Source organism: Gottfriedia sp. NPDC057948 (genome assembly GCF_042887255.1).
GTDB lineage: Bacteria > Bacillota > Bacilli > Bacillales > Bacillaceae_G > Gottfriedia.
The window spans coordinates 250,860-271,698 of record NZ_JBHVPN010000002.1; the positions used below are offsets into that span (position 1 = coordinate 250,860).

The window sequence follows — 20,839 nt, forward strand, 5'->3', positions numbered from 1 at the left end:
TGCAAAAGGGAGTTATGTATGGATAAAACAAAGCCCTTAAAGGTCCTACATGTTGTTGGTGCAATGAATAGAGCAGGGACCGAAACAATGCTAATGAATATATACCGAAATATAGATCGGAACAAAATTCAATTTGATTTTATTTCTTATAGTCAAAATGAAGCACACTACGATCAAGAAATTGAAAGATTAGGCGGACGCATTATAAGATTGGCAAAAACATACTCAGTAAAAGAAATTTATGCGGCGATTAAAAAGTACGGTCCGTATGATGTAGTTCACGCACATACACTATTTAATTGTGGTATAGCCAATTTAGCGGCGCAATTAGCAGGTATAAAGATTAGAATATCACATGCACATACAACCTTAGATACTAATCAATCTATAATTAGAACAATCTATAAAGGAATAATGCGAAAGCTCATCAATGTAACTTCAACTAAATTGTTGTCATGTAGTAATGGTGCTGGACGATATTTATTTGGAGAGAAAGAATTAGTAAAAACAAGATATTCCTATTATCCGAATGTAATAGATTATAAAAAATTTCTAGAACCGCCATTAAAAGAAGTGAAGAACTTCAAAAAGGAAGCTGATTTAGAAAATAGTTTTGTAATTGGACATATCGGTAGGTTTATGGATGCAAAAAATCATTTGTTCTTAATTGAGATAATGAAGCACATTTTAAAAAAACAAAAAAACATTTCCTTGTTATTAGTTGGAGATGGGGAATTAAGAGCAAGTATTGAAGAGGAAGTTGAAAAGTTTGGAATTGATGAGAACATTAAATTTGTAGGTGTTAGGGAAGACATACCAACGCTATTACATAGTATGGATTTATTTGTTTTTCCATCTTTGTACGAGGGATTAGGACTTGTTCTTTTAGAGGCCCAAGCTAGTGGTATACCTTGTATTGTATCTGAAGCAATACAGCCTGAGGCAGACTTAAATATTGGACTGGTAAAACAGCTCATGTTAAGCGAAGGACCAGAAATTTGGGCAAATACAATTTTAATGAATTCACGGAATAAAGAAGGAAATATTAACCGAATAATTAATGGATTCGAAACAGAAGGATATTCGGTTTCTAAAGGAATATCAAATTTATTGGCTATTTACCAATATTCGACAGGTGAACTAAATGAAAAAGAATATATTAGTGGCATCCTTTGATCTAGAGATTGGAGGAGTTGAGAGAAGCCTAATCAGTATGTTAAATAACTTTGATTATACCGACTATATAGTCGATTTAATGCTTTATAGTCACTCAGGTGAATTCATGAAGTTGTTGCCCAAAGAGGTAAATCTACTTGCAGAAAGTAAGGCATATAAGACATTTCGAATGCCAGTCCTAGATGTCATAAAAAGCGGGCAAATAGGTCTTGCACTTTCTAGACTGTTAGCAAAGTATTTGGCAAATAAAAATCACGCTTCCGAAAATGGATATAAACAAATGCAATATATGTGGAAGTATTCAGTCCCAATACTACCAAAACAAAGTAAGAAATATGATGTGGCAATTAGTTATTTATGGCCACACTATTTTGTCGCGGAGAAAGTAGATGCCCAAATCAAAATTGCATGGATTCATACAGATTTTTCAACAGTGGAAACAGACATTGCATTGGATGTAAAAATGTGGAGCAAGTTCAATTATATCGTAGCAGTCTCGGATGAATGCAAAAATGCATTCATAAGTAAATATCCAGCATTAGGGGAGCGAGTCATCGTAGTGGAAAACATTACAACTCCTGAATTGATTAATACATTAGCAAATGAAAAAGCAGATAATCCAATGGTGGAAGATGCTAGATTTAAAATTATAACTGTGGCTAGACTTTCATATGCTAAAGGGATTGATTCCGCGGTTAAAGCATTGAAAATGTTAAATGATCGAGGATACAAAAACATATGTTGGTATGTAGTTGGTTACGGAGGCGACGAAGAACAAATTAAAGATTTAATAGAGGAAAATAATTTAACCGATCAGTTTATTCTTTTAGGAAAGAAAATAAATCCCTATCCATATATAAAAGAAGCTGAATTATACGTACAACCATCTAGGTATGAGGGAAAAGCAGTTACAGTGGTCGAGGCGCAAGTTCTTTTGAAGCCAGTTCTTATAACAAATTATCCAACAGCTAAAAGCCAAGTAAAAGATGGGTTTGATGGTTCAATCTGTGAGCTCTCAGTTAAAGGTATTGCAGATGGCATTGAAAAACTTTACTTGGATTCTCAAATGAGAGAGCAATTAGTAAACAATTGTAAAAGCACAGTTTTTAGTAATTTAAATGAACTAAACAAACTTTATAGCTTAATATAATTTGCAACAGCTTTTGCTTAAATATAAACCAGTATAAGGGAGGTTTTTCTAGTGAAAAAAAATATACTCTTTGTAATTGATTCCTTACACATAGCAGGAGCAGAAAAAAGTTTAACAACACTATTGAATTTATTAAATCTAGAAGAATACTCCGTTGATCTAATGTTATTCGCACACGGTGGTGAATTCGAGAAGCTGGTTCCTAAGGAAGTAAATATTTTACCCCCTCTTAAATACACCAAATTTACTGAGCTAAGTATGACTGACTCGGTTATCTACTCATTAAAGAAACTTAAATTTGATATGCTATTTTCAAGGCTAAAGTATTCCTTTGAAATAAGGAGAAAAAATTATAGTATAGCGGAAGAAGCAAGAATATTTTGGGAAAGTGTTTCCAATGTGATCGAGAAAAATGAAAAAGTATATGATATTGCGATAAGCTATGCACAAGGTATTCCTACTTTTTATGTCGCTGATAAAGTTTTAGCTAAAGAAAAATATGCATGGGTAAACGTAAGCTATCATTTAACCGATCATGAAAGGAATTATCAAGAGCCGTTTTATGATCAATACAAAAAAATTGTAGCTGTATCAAATTCTACACGTGAAATCTTCATAGAGACCTTTCCTAGGTATTCCAGTAAAGTTGAGGTTATTTTTGATATAAATAATCCGGAATTTATTAACCAAATGGCATTAAGTGGAGATAGTTATCAAGATAATTTTAATGGTATTAAAATTTTAACCATTGGAAGGTTAGCCCACCAAAAAGGTTATGATCTAGCTTTAGAAGCATGCAAAAATCTGAAAGAAAATGGCGTTGACTTTAGATGGTATGTATTAGGAATGGGACCGTTACAACAAGAAATTGAAAAATATATTAGGAATCATCAGTTATATGAAAACTTTATATTGTTAGGAGTAAAATCAAACCCTTATCCATATATAAAAGATGCAGATTTTTATGTTCAAACTTCGAAGTTTGAAGGATTTGGTCTTGCAATTGCTGAAGCTCGTATGCTAAATATTCCTGTAGTTACAACAAGGTTTGACGCAGTTTATAGTCAAATGATTGATGGGAAAAATGGTTTAGTTGTAGATATGACGGCTGAAGGTGTAACAAACGGGATATTGAAATTAATCAAGGATAATGAATTGAAAGAGAAAATAGTAAAATTCTTACAAGTTGAGAAAAAAGGCAATGTTGAAGAACTAGCAAAATTTTATGAGTTAATAGGTTAATGTAAGAAGAAAGAGTGAAGCCTATGAAAACAAAGATATTATTTATGATCATAAATATGAATATTGGTGGAACTGAAAAAGCACTACTAAATATGTTATCTGAAATGAATGATGATGAATACGAAATTACTGTACTTATGTTAGAAGAGTTTGGTGGTTTTTTAAATGAATTACCAACTAATGCTCGAATTGAATATGTAAAAGATTTCGACAAAATAAAAGCTTTACTAAATAATCCACCATTATTTGAAGCAAAGGAAATATTAAAAGATGGTAAACCGGTTCGCGCTATTAATTTAATCTTTCATCACTTACTTTCAAAGATTATGAAAGATCGAAGTTCATACTTTAAATATGTATTAAAGGATTATCGCAAATTTGAAAAAGAATATGATATAGCAGTAGCTTATGCAGGTCCAATGGATTTAATAAGCTATTTTGTTATGCACAAAATAAACGCCAAAAAGAAAGTTCAGTGGATTCATTTTGATGTAACTAAAATTTCTTTTAATAACAAGTTTGCTATTAATCTGTATAAGAAGTTTGATCATATTTTTGTTGTATCAAATGAAGGAAAAGAAAAACTTATAGAGAAGTTATCTGGAATAAAAAACAAAATTAATACATTCGGAAATATTATTTCTTCAAGCTTAATCCAGAAGATGGCGGAAAGAGAGTCAGGATTTGATGAAGACTTTAAAGGAATAAAAATTCTAACGGTTGGAAGACTTTCAATTGAAAAGGGTCAGGATTTAGCAATCAAAGTATTATCGAAACTAAAGAAAGCTGGATACGATGTTAAATGGTATTGCATTGGAGATGGAGAAGGTAAAGCAGAGTATCTCAAATTAATAGATGAGTATAATGTTTCGGAAGACTTTATATTATTAGGTACGAAAACAAACCCATACCCTTATATGAAGCAATGCGATCTATATGTTCAGCCATCGCGACACGAAGGATATTGCATTACTCTTTCTGAGGCAAGATGCTTTAATAATCCAATCGTCACAACAAATTTTACCGGTGCAAAAGAACAGCTTATAAATCGGGAAACAGGCTTAATTGTTAATTTTGATGAAGAGGAAATGTATAAGGCAGTGAAAGAATTACTAGATAATGAGATTTTAAGAAATAAAATAAAAATTAATTTACAAAAAGAATCTGTAGATACTACAAAGGAATTAGAGAAATTGAATTTACTCAATGTATAAAAAATTTACCTCATTAGTCATCTAGATCGATATACTGGTTTTTTAATACTCATTTTTGGGGTGAAATATGAAGAAAAAAGTTTTATTTATGCTTAGTAGTATGAATATAGGCGGTGTAGAGAAATCTTTTCTATCACTATTATCAGTAATTCCAAAAGATAAATATGATATAACGCTCCTCCTTTTGGAGAAAAAAGGCGGATTTTTCGAGAATATTCCAGATTGGGTTAATGTAGTAGAAGCTACATGGTTTACCACAATTAAAGATATTATATTACAGCCTCCACACAAAACTTTGAAAGATTACTTTGATAATAAGCAATACGTAAAAATGCTATCTTTTTTAAGCAAATACCTAATTTCCAAAAAAACTGCAGATCGAAATATTTATTATCGCCATATTTTTAAGGATGTTCCAAAAGATTTTACTTTGTATGATGTTGCTATAGCATATCAAGGCCCTACTGACATCATTGATTATTATATCGCCAACAGGGTAACTGCAAAAAAAAAGGTGTCATGGGTTCACTTCGATGTTTCAAAACATCTAATAAATACAAAATTATATAAAAAGCTTCATAAAAAGTTCGATAAGATCTTTGTCGTTTCAGAGGAAGCTAAGAAAAGGCTAATTGAAAAATTACCACAAGATGTAAATAAAACAGAAGTATTTAAAAATATACTTTCATCAAGTGTAATTAATAAAATGTCTTTAGCAGAGGTTGACTTTGATAATAGTTTCATAGGGAAGAAAATTTTGACAGTTGGAAGGCTTTCAATCGAAAAAGGTCAAGATATGGCTATAAAGGTATTATCAAAATTAATTGAAAATGGATATAACGTGAGATGGTATTGCATTGGTGAAGGTGAGGATCGCAAGGAATACGAGACATTAATTCAAAAGCTTGGGTTAGAATCCAATTTCATTTTATTAGGTGCAAAACAAAATCCATATCCGTATGTAGCAAATGCTGATCTCTATGTACAAACTTCTAGACACGAAGGTTACTGTCTTACTTTAGCTGAAGCTAGGTGTTTACATAAACCAATCGTCACTACAAATTTTACAGGTGCATATGAGCAAATCACTGATAATTATGATGGATTAATTGTCAAATTTGACCAAGAAGAGTTATTTGAAAAAATAACATACTTAATTAACAATCCTGGAAAAAGCGAGGACTTATCTAGAAATCTATTAAACGAAATTGTAGATACTACTTCTGAAATAGATAAGTTATATCAATATATTGGATAAGATGGAGTGAAATGGAATGAATCCAAAAATCAGTATTATTGTTCCTGTATATAAAGTAGAATCCTATCTTCATAAGTGTATAAATTCACTATTGGATCAGACGTTTGCTGATTTCGAATTAATTCTAGTTAACGATGGATCACCAGATAAAAGTGGGGATATTTGTGATCATTATGCCTCTAAAGATAATAGAATTAAAGTAATTCATAAAGAAAATGGTGGGCAGGCTAGCGCAAGAAATATGGGACTGGATATAGCGAAGGGCGATTATATAGGTTTTGTTGATAGCGATGATTATGTTGAAAATGATATGTTTGAATCACTAATTGAGAATGCATTGAAATTTGAGGCAGATGTTGTAGAGTGTGGCATAAAAATTGTAAATGGAAATAAGGTAGAACAGATTCAAAATGATAACCAATTAGAAATTGGCGATAATATTTTCGCTCTAAAAGGATTATTAAACAATGGATACAGGAATTCAGTTTGTAATAAGTTGTATAAAAAAGAAATCTTTGATGATCTTAGATTTCCTAATAAGTTATATGAAGATGGTTTTTTAGCATTTAAAATATATTATTTGGTAAAGAAATACGTATTTATTGGCGCAAGTAAATATTATTACGTACAAAGAAACGAGAGTACAATGTCAAAACAAGAAATATTCACTTTAAGGAACTTAGATGGCTTAGAGTGTGACGAAGAGAGATTTCATTTTATAAGGGAACGGGTTAGTGAACAATCATTACTTACTTTATCAGAATCTTATTTTTTTACCCGTATCTTATTTTTTTATCAAAAACTACTTAACAATAAAGAAATTGATCCAAATAAGAAATATAGAAATGAACTAAAAAACAAAATCCTAAAAAGTTACCGAGAATTTTTAGAAAATCCAAATTTAAAGAAATTTTATCCTATAGTAAAGACTTCGAAGTTAAACATAAACAAGTTTAACTTTATATTTACGAATTATATGTGGGGATTAAATCATCTTTTAAGAACATACTCTAATATTCGTAAAATATTTATAATGGAAAGGATAGTGAACAAATGAATCCCAAAATAAGTATTATTGTTCCCGTGTATAAAGTAGAGCTATATATACATAAATGTGTGGATTCAATCTTAGCTCAAACGCTAACTGACTTTGAACTTATCCTTGTCGATGATGGATCACCCGATCAATGCGGATTAATATGTGATGAGTATGCCAAAAAGGATAATCGAATAAAGGTAATTCATAAAAAAAATGGCGGACAGGCAAGTGCTAGAAATGCTGCTTTAAACATTGCTAAAGGCGATTATATAGGATTTGTAGATAGTGATGACTGGATTGAACCAGATATGTATGAACTACTTTATAATATTTGTATCGAGAATGACTGTGATATTGCAAACTGTACGAGCATAGTTCATTATAACGACAAAACAATCGTAAATGGATCAGAGCCATTAACAATTCATAATAGAAGTCAAGCAATGAAGGCATTATTTGAAGGTGCATTGTATGATGAAGTTGTTTGGTCGAAATTAATGAAAAGAAAGCTTTTGGAAAATCTTAGATTTCCAGAAGGGATTATGTATGAGGATACAGCATTTACTTATAAAGTAATTAATGAGATTGAAAAAGTATGCTATATTGGTGAACCAAAATATCATTATATTAAGCGCGAAAATAGCACAATGGATCTGGCAGTAAAAAATAAAAGTATTGATGCAGTCCTAATTTATGACGAAATCTATACTTATGTAAGCCGATATTATCCTGAACTAAAGCCAATCATAACACTAAAACTGGCTAATAATGCAATGGCCGTTTTAAACACAATTTCACTAGATCCAAATCATATTTTATATCAAAAAGAATATAAAAAAGTAACCGAGATTTTAAACAATTACTTCATAGAAACAATCAAACTAAAAGAGTATGTTACAAATGTAAAAATATTATTATTTGCAACACGTATTCACCCTATTTTGTATAAGTTAATAATTAATTTCCTATCAAGGAGAAAAAGAGGATGAGCATATACCGAAGAATGTATGTGGTAGGTTCAAAAATAAAAATAAGAAGTATTGAACAGATTACCACCCTATTTAATGGAATGGTTTTTTTATTTTATAGCCAACCTTTTGTAAAAACAACTGATGAAAGCTTAAACCTAATTGTTCAAAATAAATGTTCTATAAGTAGATATGGCGATGGTGAGTTCAATTTAATGAACGGTAAAAGCTTAAGGTTTCAGCCATATTCAGATGAGTTAAGCTTAAGATTAAGGGAAATTATCAAAAGTAAACAAGAAAATCATGAAGTCTTTATCCCAAATGTTTTTAAAAATGTTGACTGGTGTACAGACAGATCAAGAAATTATTGGAAACGTTACTTAAATTTAAATCGATATAAGATTTATAAACTACTACAAAAGAAAAAAGTCTATTATGATTCATTGGTGACTCGACTTTATATAGACTATAAGGATAAAAGTCAGGCTGAGTTCAGGTTTAAGACTTTTAAAAAGCTGTGGCATCAAAAAGAGGTCATTATTATCGAAGGAGAGCAAAGTAGACTAGGAATTGGAAATGATTTGTTCGATAATACCAAATCAATAAAAAGAATTTTATGTCCAGTTACTGACGCATTTGCAAAGTATGATCAAATAGTTGAAGAGGTAATAAAACACGATAAGTCAAAACTAGTGTTAATTGCTCTCGGGCCTACAGCTACGGTATTAGCTTATGACTTATCAAATTATGGCTATCATGCAATTGATATTGGTCATATTGATATTGAGTATGAATGGTTTTTAAATAAAGCAAAAGAAAAAGAAGCAATTAAAAATAAATATGTAGGTGAAGTTCCTGAAGGTACTGATGTTCACGGAATTAACGACATTAAATATGAAGAAGAAATCATTTCTAGAATATCGTAATTTTAGAATAGGGTGACATTGAATGGCTTGTGAAATTTCAATAATCGTTCCTGTATATAAGGTAGAAAATTATCTTAATAAATGTATCGATTCAATACTTGGTCAAACATTTAAGGATATTGAACTAATCCTAGTAAATGATGGATCCCCTGATCATTGTCCGAAAATTTGTGATGAATATGCGGCCATCGATCAACGGGTAAAAGTAATTCATAAAGAAAATGGTGGTTTATCATCAGCGAGGAATGCTGGTCTTAAAATAGCAAAAGGAAAGTATATTGCATTTGTTGATAGTGATGATTTCATCCATTTAAAAATGTATGAAGTCTTGCATAGTAATGCTAAGCAAAATTCATCAGATATTGTGATTTGTGACTATTTAAAAGTAAATGAAGGTGAAGAAATCAAATCAGATGATGAACCTAATCTTCAATTTAAAGAAGAACATTATACGAACATAGAAGCTTTAAACGAATTATACGGAAATAAAGGAGTGAAATTTGTCGTTGTTTGGAATAAATTGTTCAAAAAACACTTGTTTGACAATTTAGAGTTTGAAGAAAACAAAATCCACGAAGATGAATTTATCGCTCATCAATTACTTTATAAAAGCTCGAAGGTAACATACATACCTATACAATTACACTTTTATTTACAAAGAAAAAATAGCATTACACAGGCCGGATTTTGTATTAGACATTTAGACTTTATTAAAGCCTATAAAGAAAGAGTCAACTTTTTTATGGCAATAAATCAATATGATCTACAAAAAAAAGCTGAGTATTGTTATATACCATTATTTTTTAGATATTATTACAAAGCAAAAAATGAAATACCTAATAGTAACAAAGAGTTAAAAAGATTAAAATTTGAATTCTGCCTTAGGTTATTTTCATTTATAAAAAATCCATATTTTATAAAAAAAGAAAAAATAGGTTGGTTTATTTTTATGTTTAATACGAGCTTATTTGATATTTTAGTTCAAAAAAGACTAAGAAACTTTTTAAAAATTAGTTTACTAGTCTTATTTATTTTTAAAGGGTGATAAATTTGAAGTCTTCATTAAGTAAATTACTAATGCTTTTTAATAAAAAAGAAAAGAATAAACTATTTATATTATTTCTCATGATGATAGCCGCAGCAGTATTTGAAACAATTGGAATAGGAGCAATCTTCCCTTTTGTAGGGATATTAACTGATCCAACAATAATCAAAGAACAAGCTATTTTATCATTTGTTTATAAGTTTCTTAATTTTCAATCAGTAAACGGATTCATCGTATTTGCAGGAATAGCACTACTTGCAGTATTTTTTATTAAAAATATATACTTACTATTTTTTAACCATTTACAAGTACGAGTCATACTAAACCAACAAGTTAGATTATCAAGAAACTTATTTAAAGAATACTTAACGAAACCATATATATTTCATTTACAAAGAAACACATCAGAATTACTACGAAATATAAATACAGAAATTACAAAAGTATTTCAAGGAATCATCATTTCGGGTTTTCAGTTATTAACAGAAATTCTTGTTACTTCATTTATATTAGTTTTGTTAATTATTACAGCTCCTTTAGCAACAATAATTGCTTCGACTTTACTGGGTGGAAGTGTATTCCTATTTTTTAGGTATTTTCGTAAAAAGATTAGTCGCTTAGGTACTGAACAACAAGAAGTAAACGCTGCAATGATTAAATGGGTAAATCAAGGATTAGGTGCTAGTAAAGAAGTTAAGGTATCGGGTAAAGAAGACTTCTTTGTAAATGCTTTTACTAATCAAAGTCAAAAAAGTGCAAGAAATAGTAGACAATTAAATATATTAAATCAAGTTCCGAGATATTTTATTGAAACAACTATGGTAACAATCGTACTAATCACGATGTTAATAATTGTCTTTAAAGGTAGTAATACTACAAGTCTAGTTTCAACTATGGCACTCTTTGCTATGGCAGCATTTCGTTTAATGCCTTCAATTACCCGTATTGTAGGGTTTATAACTGCGATACGTTATTCAGAACCTGCGCTATCGATTATTTATGAAGATTTATTCCTAAATAAAGATCATCTTGTAAATAGTGACGATCAAACTAGCAAGGAGAAATCAAAAGTGGTTGGTCATAATGAGAGAGTTTTCACTCAATCAATTAAATTGAACAATATTTCCTTTAAATATCCTAATCAGAGAGACTTTTCAGTTAAGGATGTATCATTAACGATTCCAATTGGTCAGTCTGTGGCATTTATTGGTGAATCCGGTGCTGGTAAAACAACACTAGTTGATATCATTCTAGGGTTATTCCATCCTGAAAATGGTGAAATCTTAATTGATGGAAATGATTTAAACAATCAAAGAGAACTATGGAAACAAAAAATTGGTTATATTCCGCAATCGATTTTCCTATCGGATGATACAATTCGAGGAAATATTGCATTTGGATTAGATGAGGACCAAATTGATGAGAGTGTAGTATGGAGAGCATTAGAGCAAGCTCAATTAAAGGAATTTGTCAAATCACTTCCTGATCAATTAAACACGACAGTAGGTGAAAGGGGAGTAAGGCTTTCAGGTGGACAACGCCAACGCATTGGAATTGCTAGGGCATTATACCACAATCCAGAAATAATTTTTATGGATGAAGCAACGTCCGCATTGGATAATGAAACAGAAAAAGAAATTATGAAAGCGATCGATGGCTTAAAGGGAGAAAAAACTTTAATTATTATTGCACATCGTCTAAGTACAATTGAAAACTGTGATATTGTTTTCAAGTTGAATAAAGGTAGATTAGTGACAGTTGAACATAAAATAAAGCACTCAGTTATTTAATAGTTGAAAATATTTTAAACTATTCTTAAAGGAGGTACGTAATGTTTAGGAGAGGATTAGAAAAAATAAAAAATAAAGTGGCACAAACTTTGTATTGGCATGGATTTTATAGGAATTTAATTAGCGAATTAGAAAGGAAAATAATATCAAGGAAAGAAGAGGATGAAGTTCCATTCGTAAATAAACCTGGTATTGCTTTTTCATTTGATGACAGTTTTAGAGTCGAGCAATGGTATAAATATGGCATGGATTTATTTGGGTATTATGATATTAATGTAACATTTAATATTAATGCATTTCACCATTTTGAAGGTGAAAGAGAACATAATCAAAAGGAAATCGATTTGTTACTAGAATTACAAGCAAATGGTCATGAACTTGCTCATCATGGCTTAAAACATAAAAATGCTAAATCATATATTAATGAGTATGGCTTATCAAAATGGATTGAGAATGAAATAGAATCATTATTTAAATGGTTGGAAAAACAATCTCACTCTAAAACAAAGGAAAGGTTTAAATTGCCAGTAACATATTCATTTCCTTTTGCAGCGTGTAATGATGAAATGATAAACGAGATCGTTCCGAAGTACTTTAAAGTTGTAAGGGGACATTCGTCCGCTGATCATTTAACGCCTTTTAATCATACTGGATTTGCGCCTGCTATTTGTATAGATAGTATATTTTTAAAGAATAAAAAATATATAAAAAGGATTTTAAGAGTCGTTAAGAAAACTGGGCTAAATTTAATTTTAATGTCGCATTCTATATTACCAGAAGATGTAAAGTGGAAAGATTTTGGATGGGGAGAAGAATCAGAACTTGCTGGAACGTGGAGAACTTCACCTAAAATGATTGAAGAAATTATAAAAGAAGCTAAAGCGTTAGGGTTGGAATTCTATACTACAGCTGAAATAGCTGGTGTTGCCACTTTTATAGATCACAACTTAGAAAATTCTATCAGACAGCATCTTCATGATCCAAAGGTAAAATGGATCTCCATTTCTGAATTGAGCTCGATAAAGGAATTAGATTTAAGTGGTCAAAATATATCAAATCTAGATGGTATACAGTATCTAACGAATTTGGAGAGAATTAACCTATGTGATAATAAGATAACGGATTTTAGGTTACTAGACAGACTTGGTAAGTTAAAAGAAATAAATATAAATAATGATCAAATCGAATCTAAAACAGGGGCTTAATTTTTAAAAATCTAATTGAACAATAAAAAGGGAATGGGAAAATATGATAATAAAAGACATCTTAAAAAGTAATAAGTTCACATTGTACTTTTATGATTTTATTAGAAAGTTTCGATATAATTTTATTCCTATGATTAGGCCAGTCATTATACCAAATATAGTTTTTAACTTTAATAAGTTTTTAAGAGTAACTCGTATTAATAGAAAAAGTCAATTCGAGAAATTAAAGAATTTAAAAAACAAACATTTAGGTGAAAGATGTTTTATTGTCGCAACGGGACCGAGCCTGAAGCTTGAAGACTTGGAAAAACTTCGTAGAGAAATTACCTTTAGTATGAATTCAATTTGCCTAGCATTTGAAGAAACTGACTGGAGACCTACATATTATGGGATTCAGTGTATTGGAAATTATGAAAGGTTTGAAAAAGATATTAAAGATTTGGATTCAGAATGTAAATTCATTGGTGAACCTATTTCAAAACATAAAAAGATTCCGGAAGAATTCTATGTTTATCCAATGAACATGCTAAATCACTATGTCTTGCATAAGAAATATAATTCAAAATTTAGCGATGATGCTTTTGCAGTTGTGTATGATGGATATTCAATAGCTTATTCACTTTTACAAATTGCAGTTTATATGGGATTTAAGGAAATTTATTTACTTGGTGCAGATTGCAATTACTCTAGTGATCTGAATCACCATTTTAAAAATTACGATTGTTTTGATCCCACTTATTCGGTGGCGGGAATAAAAATGATTCATGCGTATAAAGAAGCAAAGAAATATGCGGATTCGAAAGATATTAAAATCTTTAACGCTACTAGAGGTGGAATGCTGGAAGTTTTTGAAAGAGTCGATCTTGATGATGTTTTGGCTAACAATGGAAGAGAAGAATCTTTACAACAATTATCAAATATAAATTGATAATTGTTTAAAATGATGGTAATTTTTGAGATAAGATGTTCTTGGTTAAGAAAAAATCTTTACTACTTGTTAGATCTCTTTACGCTTTTTTTAATGTTAGTTTAATATATTGAACAAACGGTTTCTAAATTCTTAAAATGATTATCTTACAACTAAATATAAAAGAGGGAGATTTAATGGAGGAGTTTAGATATATATATGTAGATAATTTTTTATATAGTTCTCTCTACATAAACTTAGATCAGAGTTTAATCAGTCTTATATACTTCCTTTTTTTCAAAGGTAAACCTTTTGGGTTTCTTGAGAGGAAGACAAAAATTTATATTATTAATTTTTTTCTACCAATTGTTAGGCTTATTCGTGTTTTGCAATTTACTTATTTATATAAAAGAAAAAAGAACTTAAATAAAAAGTCTCCTGATTTATTTCCGACACTTTCGTCAGTGCATTGTGGAAACTGTCTCATTTTGGGAGGCCAAGGTGAGTACAAAGTAATAAATTTTAGAGAGAAAAGTGTCACAACTGTATTCCCTGATGATTATCCAAAAAGTGTGATGGTGAATAGGATTTATAAACTAAAAGAAGCGCAAGAGTGTAAATTATCTCCTAAACTACTAGATTTTGATATTAATGGTAGGTATATGAAGGAAAGTTATTTAAATTTAAAGCCTATATTTTTCGAATTAAATGATATAAAGAATGTTTATTTAGAAACTCTACCTATATTAAAGGATATTTTGTTAAGTAAAGAACCTCAAAATATATGCTTAAAACAACATATCCATAATGTTTCAAACAGAATTGATCAATTATTAAGTCCTTTTCTAAATCATAATGTTAGTTTTGTAAATAATATAAAAATTATTTTAGAATTTATTTCTGAAATACATAAAGAGCTAAATAAAGATGCACTCCAGACAGAAATTATTTTAGGATTTACACATGGAGATTTTTGGGAAGGTAATATTTTGAAAAGTGGGAAAATATCAAAGGTAATAGATTGGAATACTTTGGAAACCAGAAGTGCTTTTTTTGATTTTTACTTTATTACATTTGATAAAGTTTCTAGTGCAAAAACGGAAAATCTATACGAGATAGATCAGGAAATTGAAAAAGCATATCATACTTTTATTCGTAATTATTTAGAGGGAAATTTTATAAATTCTAGATTAGCGACAGTCCTAGTGCAACATTTAGAAGTATATAGATACATATTTTACTTAGAATTTATTACTCAAAGATTAGTGGAAAATCCTTTTGGGGAACAGAAATATTTTAAGTATTTAGCAGATAGAATTAAATTTTTTCAATTGTATGAAAGTGAAATATACAAAAACAAATTTAATAAAAATATAGTTGGAAATATTTAGTAGAAGCTTTTAAGCGAACGTTCTTTAAAATGAACAAAACCTTTTGTACTATAAGATGATATCAGGAGGAAGATAATTTATGAAAATCATTGGTGTTATTCCAGCTAGATATAATTCGTCAAGATTCCCAGGCAAGCCATTAGCAGATATTTGTGGAAAACCAATGATTTGGTGGGTTCACGAACGATTAAATGGATTAGAGGGACTAAGTGAGGTATATGTAGCAACAGATGATCTACGAATTAAAGATGTTTGTGAAAGCTATGGAATAAAAACGATTATGACTTCTGAAAATCATAAAACACATCTTGACCGACTATACGAGGTTTCCACTTTAGTAGACGCAGATTTTTATATAAATGTAAATGGGGATGAACCATTAATAGAAACTGAGGCAATTAGAAGGATTCTTCCTAAAGAGGTTGATTCGAATTCATTATATGTATCAAATTTAATGACAGAGTTAAAAAATCCTTTGGAGGCGGTTGATTTTTCAAAGATTAAAGTTGCCACGGATGTTTTTGGATATGGATTATATTTAGCTCGAAGCCCAATACCTTACCCAAAAGGGACATACGATTTCTATTATAAAAAGTTCGTTGGAGTACAATGTTTTACAAAAAGTGCATTGGAATTCTGTTATTTGGCACCAAGAGGACCTTTGGAAGCAGCCGAAGACATTGATGAGTTTAGATTTATTGAGAATGGTCAAAAGATAAAATTTGTGGAAGCAAATGTGACGACTCTTTCCGTAGATACTCCAAAAGATTTAGATAAAGTACGAGATATCATAAAAAATCGTTTAGAAAGTGTGGTATTTGAGTGAACAATATAAAGTTACTCGATTGTACTTTACGCGATGGTGGATATATCAACAATTGGAATTTTGGTAAGAGGACGGTTAAAAAAGTAATTGAAAAATTGACACAATCTAATATAGACATTATCGAATGTGGATTTCTTAGAGATGTGGTTTATGATAATGATACTACAATTTTCAATGATATCGAAAACATCAAAGAACTGATTCAGCCAAAAAATAAAGATACTATTTACGTAGCTATGATTGATCAACCATTCATCTCAAACGATAAGATAAAAGTATATGATGGTACTTCAATTGATGGAATTCGATTAACGTTCCATGATAATGAAAAAGAAATTGCTGAAGCATTAGAATATGGAAAAATGTTAATTGAAAAAGGGTATAAAGTGTTTATTCAACCCGTTGGTACTACTAGCTACACTGATGCAAATCTGTTAGCTTTGATCAAAAAAGTTAATGAGTTAAAACCATATGCATTTTACTTAGTAGATACACTTGGGATTATGTACAAAAATAATTTACTACGAATGTACCACCTACTAGATCATAATCTTGATAAAACAATTAACATCGGATTTCATTCTCATAATAATTTACAATTATCTTTTTCAAATGCTCAAGAATTGCTAACATTGCATACTAAAAGAAATATAATAATAGATTCATCAGTATTTGGTATGGGAAGAGGTGCCGGAAATTTATGCACGGAGCTAATTTCCGAGTACATCAATGAAAATATTGATGAAAAATATAAAATAGTACCGTTATTGGAAATTGTAGATGAACATTTGGGTAGATTTTTTAATGAGCCTAAATGGGGTTATTCCGTTCCCTATTTCATAGCGGCAATCAATAATTGTCACCCTAACTATGCATCATATTTACTGAATAAACAGACGATTTCTGTTAAGTCAATCAATACAATATTGAGGCAAATCCCGAACAAAAAACGTGATATCTATGATGAAATTTATATTGAAGATTTATACATAAATCATCAAATGCAATTGGTAGACGATACAGAAAGTTTGAAGAGATTAAGGAAGCAAATTGGTAATAAAAAAGTACTTATTATAGCACCAGGTAAATCAATCGAAAAAGAATTAGAGAATATTAAAACGTTTATAACCGAAGAGGATCCGTTTATTATTAGCGTAAATTTTTTACCATGTGCTTTGAACTGTAACGCCATTTTTATTAGCAATAGTAAGAGATTTAAGAGTATGGAAGAAGTAATAAAAGATAGAGCAATTACTACAACTTTGATTACAACGTCTAATATTACAAACTTAAAAGTCGATTCATCAATAGTCGTTAATTATGCTGATTTACTACTAGAAAACCCCTTAATTTCAGATAACGCAGGATTAATGGCTATTAATTTATTAAATCGTTTATTTATTGATCATGTGTATCTTGCGGGATTTGATGGGTTCAGTTTAAATAAGGCTAAAAACTACTATTCAACAGAATTAATTAATCATATTGAAATGGTTGAGCTTGTTAAAAAGAATGAAGTAATAAAAAATTACTTAGCCAGTGTAGAAAAGCATATGGGAATTCACTATGTAACATCGACGATTTATAAAGATGTTCATTTGTATAGTAAGACATATTAAAGCGGAGGGCATATGAAATATTCTACAATCATTTTTGACTTAGATGGAACATTATTAGATACAGCGGAAGGAATCATGATTGGTGCGAATCATACTGCAATTCTAATGGGGGCACCCGAATTAACAGTTCAACAGCAGAGACGATTTATTGGTCCACCACCTGCCGAATCTTTTATGCGAGAGTGCGGTTTTAATGAAGAGAAGGCAAGAGAAGCCGTAAAAATATATAGAACTAGATATAAAGAAAAGGGTAAATTTGAAGCTAAGCAATATAGCTATATTAAAGAGTTACTATTTTCATTAAAAGAGAAAAAATGTACTACGGCAGTTGCAACACTGAAGAGGGATGATCTAGCAAAAGAAATTTTAGGGAATTTCGAATTAAGCAAGCACTTTGATGTTATTTTTGGAGTCGATGATGCCGATACGCTTAGTAAATCAGATTTGATTTTAATGTGTTTAGAAGAGATAGGTCAAAATGATTTATCAAAAGTAGTATTGATCGGTGATAGCATGCATGATGCAATTGGTGCAGAGAAAGTGGGAATTGATTTTATTGCTGTGACTTATGGTTACGGATTTGAAAGTAAAGTCGACGCAAGTAAATGTAAGAATGTTTATGTAACTGAAAGCGTTGAGGAGCTCTTTGATTTTTTCGAATTAAAGCAGACGATCAATTATTAATTTCATTTGAAAGGGTTATCAATCCTTTGTATAAAAAGTGGGTAATGGAGCGGTTACTTTGAAAAATAAATTAGCAAAAGTAGTTGCAAGGTTAATCATATTATTTATCTGTGCTCTAGTAATTTATATAATTTGGGATAATAACAGAATTACAATAGCAAAACAAGATGTCTTAGTAGACCATTTACCAAAAGAATTTGAAGGATATAAAATTCTTCAAATTACAGACTTGCATAGTAAAGAGTTTGGTGAAAATCAAAGTCGCTTGTTAAAATCCATTAATTCCACCGATTATGATGCCATTGTTTTTACTGGGGATATGATTCTTAAAAGCCAAAGTCAAAGTACTAATATTAAGCCCTTCTATCAATTATTAGAAGGCATTAAAAACAAAGAGAATGCGATTTATATACCTGGAAATGAAGATCCAGAGGCATATTATGTAAATTCAAAAGGTGTATTAGTAAAAAGTAAATTCATAAAAGGAATTGAAAAACGTGGTGTCAAATTCTTGGAATCTGTTTATTCAGTCAAAAAAAACAATTCCACAATTAACTTCGTTGACTTTGAAACGTCGATCCTGAACGCTTCTCAAAGTGAAAAACAAACAAATGGAATCTTCTTACCTGAATATGTACAAACCAAGCAGTATATTGAGCATCGTAAAACTTTAATGAAAGAGATGTCCGGTATTAATTATTTAAAGAATGATGTCTTAATTGCGCTTAATCACTATCCTATAGTTGATAAGAGAATTGATAGTCTTTTAAATGATTCTAGTCTGAAGTTTAGAAATCGGAAATACGATTTGATTATTGCTGGGCATTATCATGGAGGACAAATTCGTTTACCTTTTATAGGAGCACCATTCGTTCCAGAGGGATGGTATAAGTGGGGTGGTCTGTTTCCCCCACAAAACCGCGTTAAAGGTCTTTGGGAGTACAAACATACTAAACAATATGTAAGTACTGGTCTTGGAAGCAGCAATTTTATTCCATTCCTAAAGTTTCGTTTATTTAACCCACCTGAATTTAATGTTTTAACATTAAAACAAAAAAAGTAAAAATAACAAGACGTTGAAACATATTTTCTTTAATCTAGTCTAACAATTTTAATTTTTACTAAAAGGAGCAATATCCGTGAGCTGGAAAAAAATAATGTTGCGCATTGGAATTGTTTTGATTGTACTGGTAGTTATAGCTGGGGCTACTGGATTTTATATTTATCATGAAGTCACGAAAACGACAAGCGTTATCTATCACCCAATTGAAAAGACGGAGAAAAGAGTCGAACCCGTCAGCGTTAAAGAAAATAATCCATTTTCAGTTTTACTATTAGGAGTAGATAAACGTCCAGGTGACCAGGGGCGCTCTGATTCTCTAATGGTCTTAACCGTAAATCCTACAAAACATACGACGAAAATTATTAGTATTCCACGCGATACTCGTACTGAAATAGTAGGGAAAAATCGTACTGATAAGATTAATCATGCGTTTGCATTCGGTGGTATACAGATGAGTGTAAACACTGTGGAGAAATTTTTAAACATACCTATTGATTATTATATAGAGGTAAATATGGAGGGATTTAAGGGTATTGTAGATGCAATTGGTGGAGTAGAGGTTATGAATACACTAGACTTCACAAATGACGGTTATCACTTTAAAAAGGGTTTATTGTCTTTAAATGGTGAAAAGGCATTAAGTTTCTCGCGAATGCGTTACGAGGATCCACAAGGTGATTTTGGACGAGAAGCTAGACAACGTCAAATTATTCAGGAAGTAATTAATAAAGGTACAAAAATTAAAAGTTTAGTGAGTTATAAGGATATATTAAATTCGATTAGTAAAAACCTAGAAACTAATTTAACTTTAGATGAAATGTTCGATATTCAGAAAAGCTATCGCGGTGCCACTGACAGTATTGAACAACAGCAACTAGAAGGAAGTGGGAAAATGATTAAGGGAATCTACTATTATTTAGTACCGGAAGAAAATCGTTTAGCACTTTCAAACGAACTACGCGATCAGTTGGGATTAACACAATAGCGTGAATTTTTATCGAGAGAAAAAACCCCGATTTGTAATATAGTTTGACTATATTACGGATCGGGGTTTTTTTTCTTTGATCTTTAATCTGAACGAAAAGACTATTCCTCTGATATTTACCCTCTGTAGTTTCTACAAATTTCTACATATTGATATTCGATCGCAAACCTACGGACTACTAAAGACCTAGTACTTAATCCTGATTTTTCCTTTCAAATATGAAAAAAATAGAGAATCAACAGTATTTACGATAAATCATTTTCGTAATTTATGTGTAAAAAGGACTAACTAATAGAGTGAGAGTTAGTAAAGTTCTGTTTTGACAACAAAAAATAACAAATTAATACAACA

General features: G+C 30.5%; 18 protein-coding genes. All 18 read left to right on the top strand.

Annotated elements, in window-relative coordinates:
* The first annotated feature begins 18 nt into the window (after positions 1 to 18).
* Complete coding sequence (locus tag ACFVRR_RS05150) at positions 19 to 1,176, top strand: glycosyltransferase family 1 protein (protein WP_387325452.1); 1,158 nt, start codon at positions 19 to 21, stop codon at positions 1,174 to 1,176.
* Positions 1,145 to 2,326 carry a glycosyltransferase gene (locus ACFVRR_RS05155; protein ID WP_387325454.1) on the top strand — a complete coding sequence of 394 codons (1,182 nt, stop codon included), beginning with the start codon at positions 1,145 to 1,147 and terminating at the stop codon, positions 2,324 to 2,326. Before ACFVRR_RS05150 ends, ACFVRR_RS05155 begins: the two co-directional genes overlap by 32 nt.
* A 51-nt stretch (positions 2,327 to 2,377) precedes the next feature.
* Positions 2,378 to 3,568 (top strand): glycosyltransferase, encoded by a 1,191-nt coding sequence (locus ACFVRR_RS05160; protein WP_387325457.1) that lies wholly within the window; start codon positions 2,378 to 2,380, stop codon positions 3,566 to 3,568.
* A 23-nt stretch (positions 3,569 to 3,591) separates the two neighbouring features.
* The gene (locus tag ACFVRR_RS05165; RefSeq protein ID WP_387325460.1) at positions 3,592 to 4,782 is read left to right on the top strand and encodes a glycosyltransferase; all 1,191 of its coding nucleotides are present in this window, start codon (positions 3,592 to 3,594) and stop codon (positions 4,780 to 4,782) included.
* A gap of 67 nt (positions 4,783 to 4,849) precedes the next feature.
* Positions 4,850 to 6,040, top strand: a complete 1,191-nt coding sequence (locus tag ACFVRR_RS05170; protein WP_387325462.1) for a glycosyltransferase — start codon at positions 4,850 to 4,852, stop codon at positions 6,038 to 6,040.
* 16 nt (positions 6,041 to 6,056) lie between these two features.
* Complete coding sequence (locus ACFVRR_RS05175) at positions 6,057 to 7,097, top strand: glycosyltransferase family 2 protein (protein ID WP_387325465.1); 1,041 nt, start codon at positions 6,057 to 6,059, stop codon at positions 7,095 to 7,097.
* Positions 7,094 to 8,068 carry a glycosyltransferase family 2 protein gene (locus ACFVRR_RS05180; protein ID WP_387325467.1) on the top strand — a complete coding sequence of 325 codons (975 nt, stop codon included), beginning with the start codon at positions 7,094 to 7,096 and terminating at the stop codon, positions 8,066 to 8,068. The genes ACFVRR_RS05175 and ACFVRR_RS05180 overlap by 4 nt, the downstream gene beginning before the upstream one ends.
* Positions 8,065 to 8,973, top strand: a complete 909-nt coding sequence (locus ACFVRR_RS05185) for an SP_1767 family glycosyltransferase (protein WP_387325469.1) — start codon at positions 8,065 to 8,067, stop codon at positions 8,971 to 8,973. Before ACFVRR_RS05180 ends, ACFVRR_RS05185 begins: the two co-directional genes overlap by 4 nt.
* A 22-nt stretch (positions 8,974 to 8,995) precedes the next feature.
* Positions 8,996 to 10,018, top strand: coding sequence for a glycosyltransferase family 2 protein (locus ACFVRR_RS05190; protein WP_387325471.1), 1,023 nt, complete (start codon positions 8,996 to 8,998; stop codon positions 10,016 to 10,018).
* Positions 10,015 to 11,808 (top strand): ABC transporter ATP-binding protein, encoded by a 1,794-nt coding sequence (locus tag ACFVRR_RS05195; RefSeq protein WP_387325474.1) that lies wholly within the window; start codon positions 10,015 to 10,017, stop codon positions 11,806 to 11,808. Before ACFVRR_RS05190 ends, ACFVRR_RS05195 begins: the two co-directional genes overlap by 4 nt.
* A 41-nt stretch (positions 11,809 to 11,849) precedes the next feature.
* Positions 11,850 to 13,013: a polysaccharide deacetylase family protein gene (locus ACFVRR_RS05200; RefSeq protein WP_387325477.1), complete on the top strand. Its 1,164-nt coding sequence runs from the start codon at positions 11,850 to 11,852 to the stop codon at positions 13,011 to 13,013.
* Between the two features lie 43 nt (positions 13,014 to 13,056).
* Positions 13,057 to 13,941, top strand: coding sequence for a 6-hydroxymethylpterin diphosphokinase MptE-like protein (locus ACFVRR_RS05205; protein ID WP_387325480.1), 885 nt, complete (start codon positions 13,057 to 13,059; stop codon positions 13,939 to 13,941).
* 176 nt (positions 13,942 to 14,117) lie between these two features.
* Positions 14,118 to 15,311 carry a protein kinase family protein gene (locus ACFVRR_RS05210; RefSeq protein ID WP_387325483.1) on the top strand — a complete coding sequence of 398 codons (1,194 nt, stop codon included), beginning with the start codon at positions 14,118 to 14,120 and terminating at the stop codon, positions 15,309 to 15,311.
* A 79-nt stretch (positions 15,312 to 15,390) separates the two neighbouring features.
* Positions 15,391 to 16,137 carry a 3-deoxy-manno-octulosonate cytidylyltransferase gene (locus tag ACFVRR_RS05215; protein WP_387325486.1) on the top strand — a complete coding sequence of 249 codons (747 nt, stop codon included), beginning with the start codon at positions 15,391 to 15,393 and terminating at the stop codon, positions 16,135 to 16,137.
* Positions 16,134 to 17,756 carry an aldolase catalytic domain-containing protein gene (locus ACFVRR_RS05220; protein WP_387325488.1) on the top strand — a complete coding sequence of 541 codons (1,623 nt, stop codon included), beginning with the start codon at positions 16,134 to 16,136 and terminating at the stop codon, positions 17,754 to 17,756. Before ACFVRR_RS05215 ends, ACFVRR_RS05220 begins: the two co-directional genes overlap by 4 nt.
* Before the next feature lie 12 nt (positions 17,757 to 17,768).
* Entirely contained in the window at positions 17,769 to 18,440 is a 672-nt protein-coding gene (locus ACFVRR_RS05225; RefSeq protein ID WP_387325489.1) for an HAD hydrolase-like protein, read from the top strand.
* Between the two features lie 58 nt (positions 18,441 to 18,498).
* Positions 18,499 to 19,503 carry a metallophosphoesterase gene (locus tag ACFVRR_RS05230; RefSeq protein ID WP_387325492.1) on the top strand — a complete coding sequence of 335 codons (1,005 nt, stop codon included), beginning with the start codon at positions 18,499 to 18,501 and terminating at the stop codon, positions 19,501 to 19,503.
* A 94-nt stretch (positions 19,504 to 19,597) separates the two neighbouring features.
* A complete protein-coding gene (locus tag ACFVRR_RS05235) occupies positions 19,598 to 20,488 on the top strand; it encodes an LCP family glycopolymer transferase (protein ID WP_387326046.1) in 891 nt (296 codons plus the stop codon).
* Positions 20,489 to 20,839 lie beyond the last annotated feature (351 nt).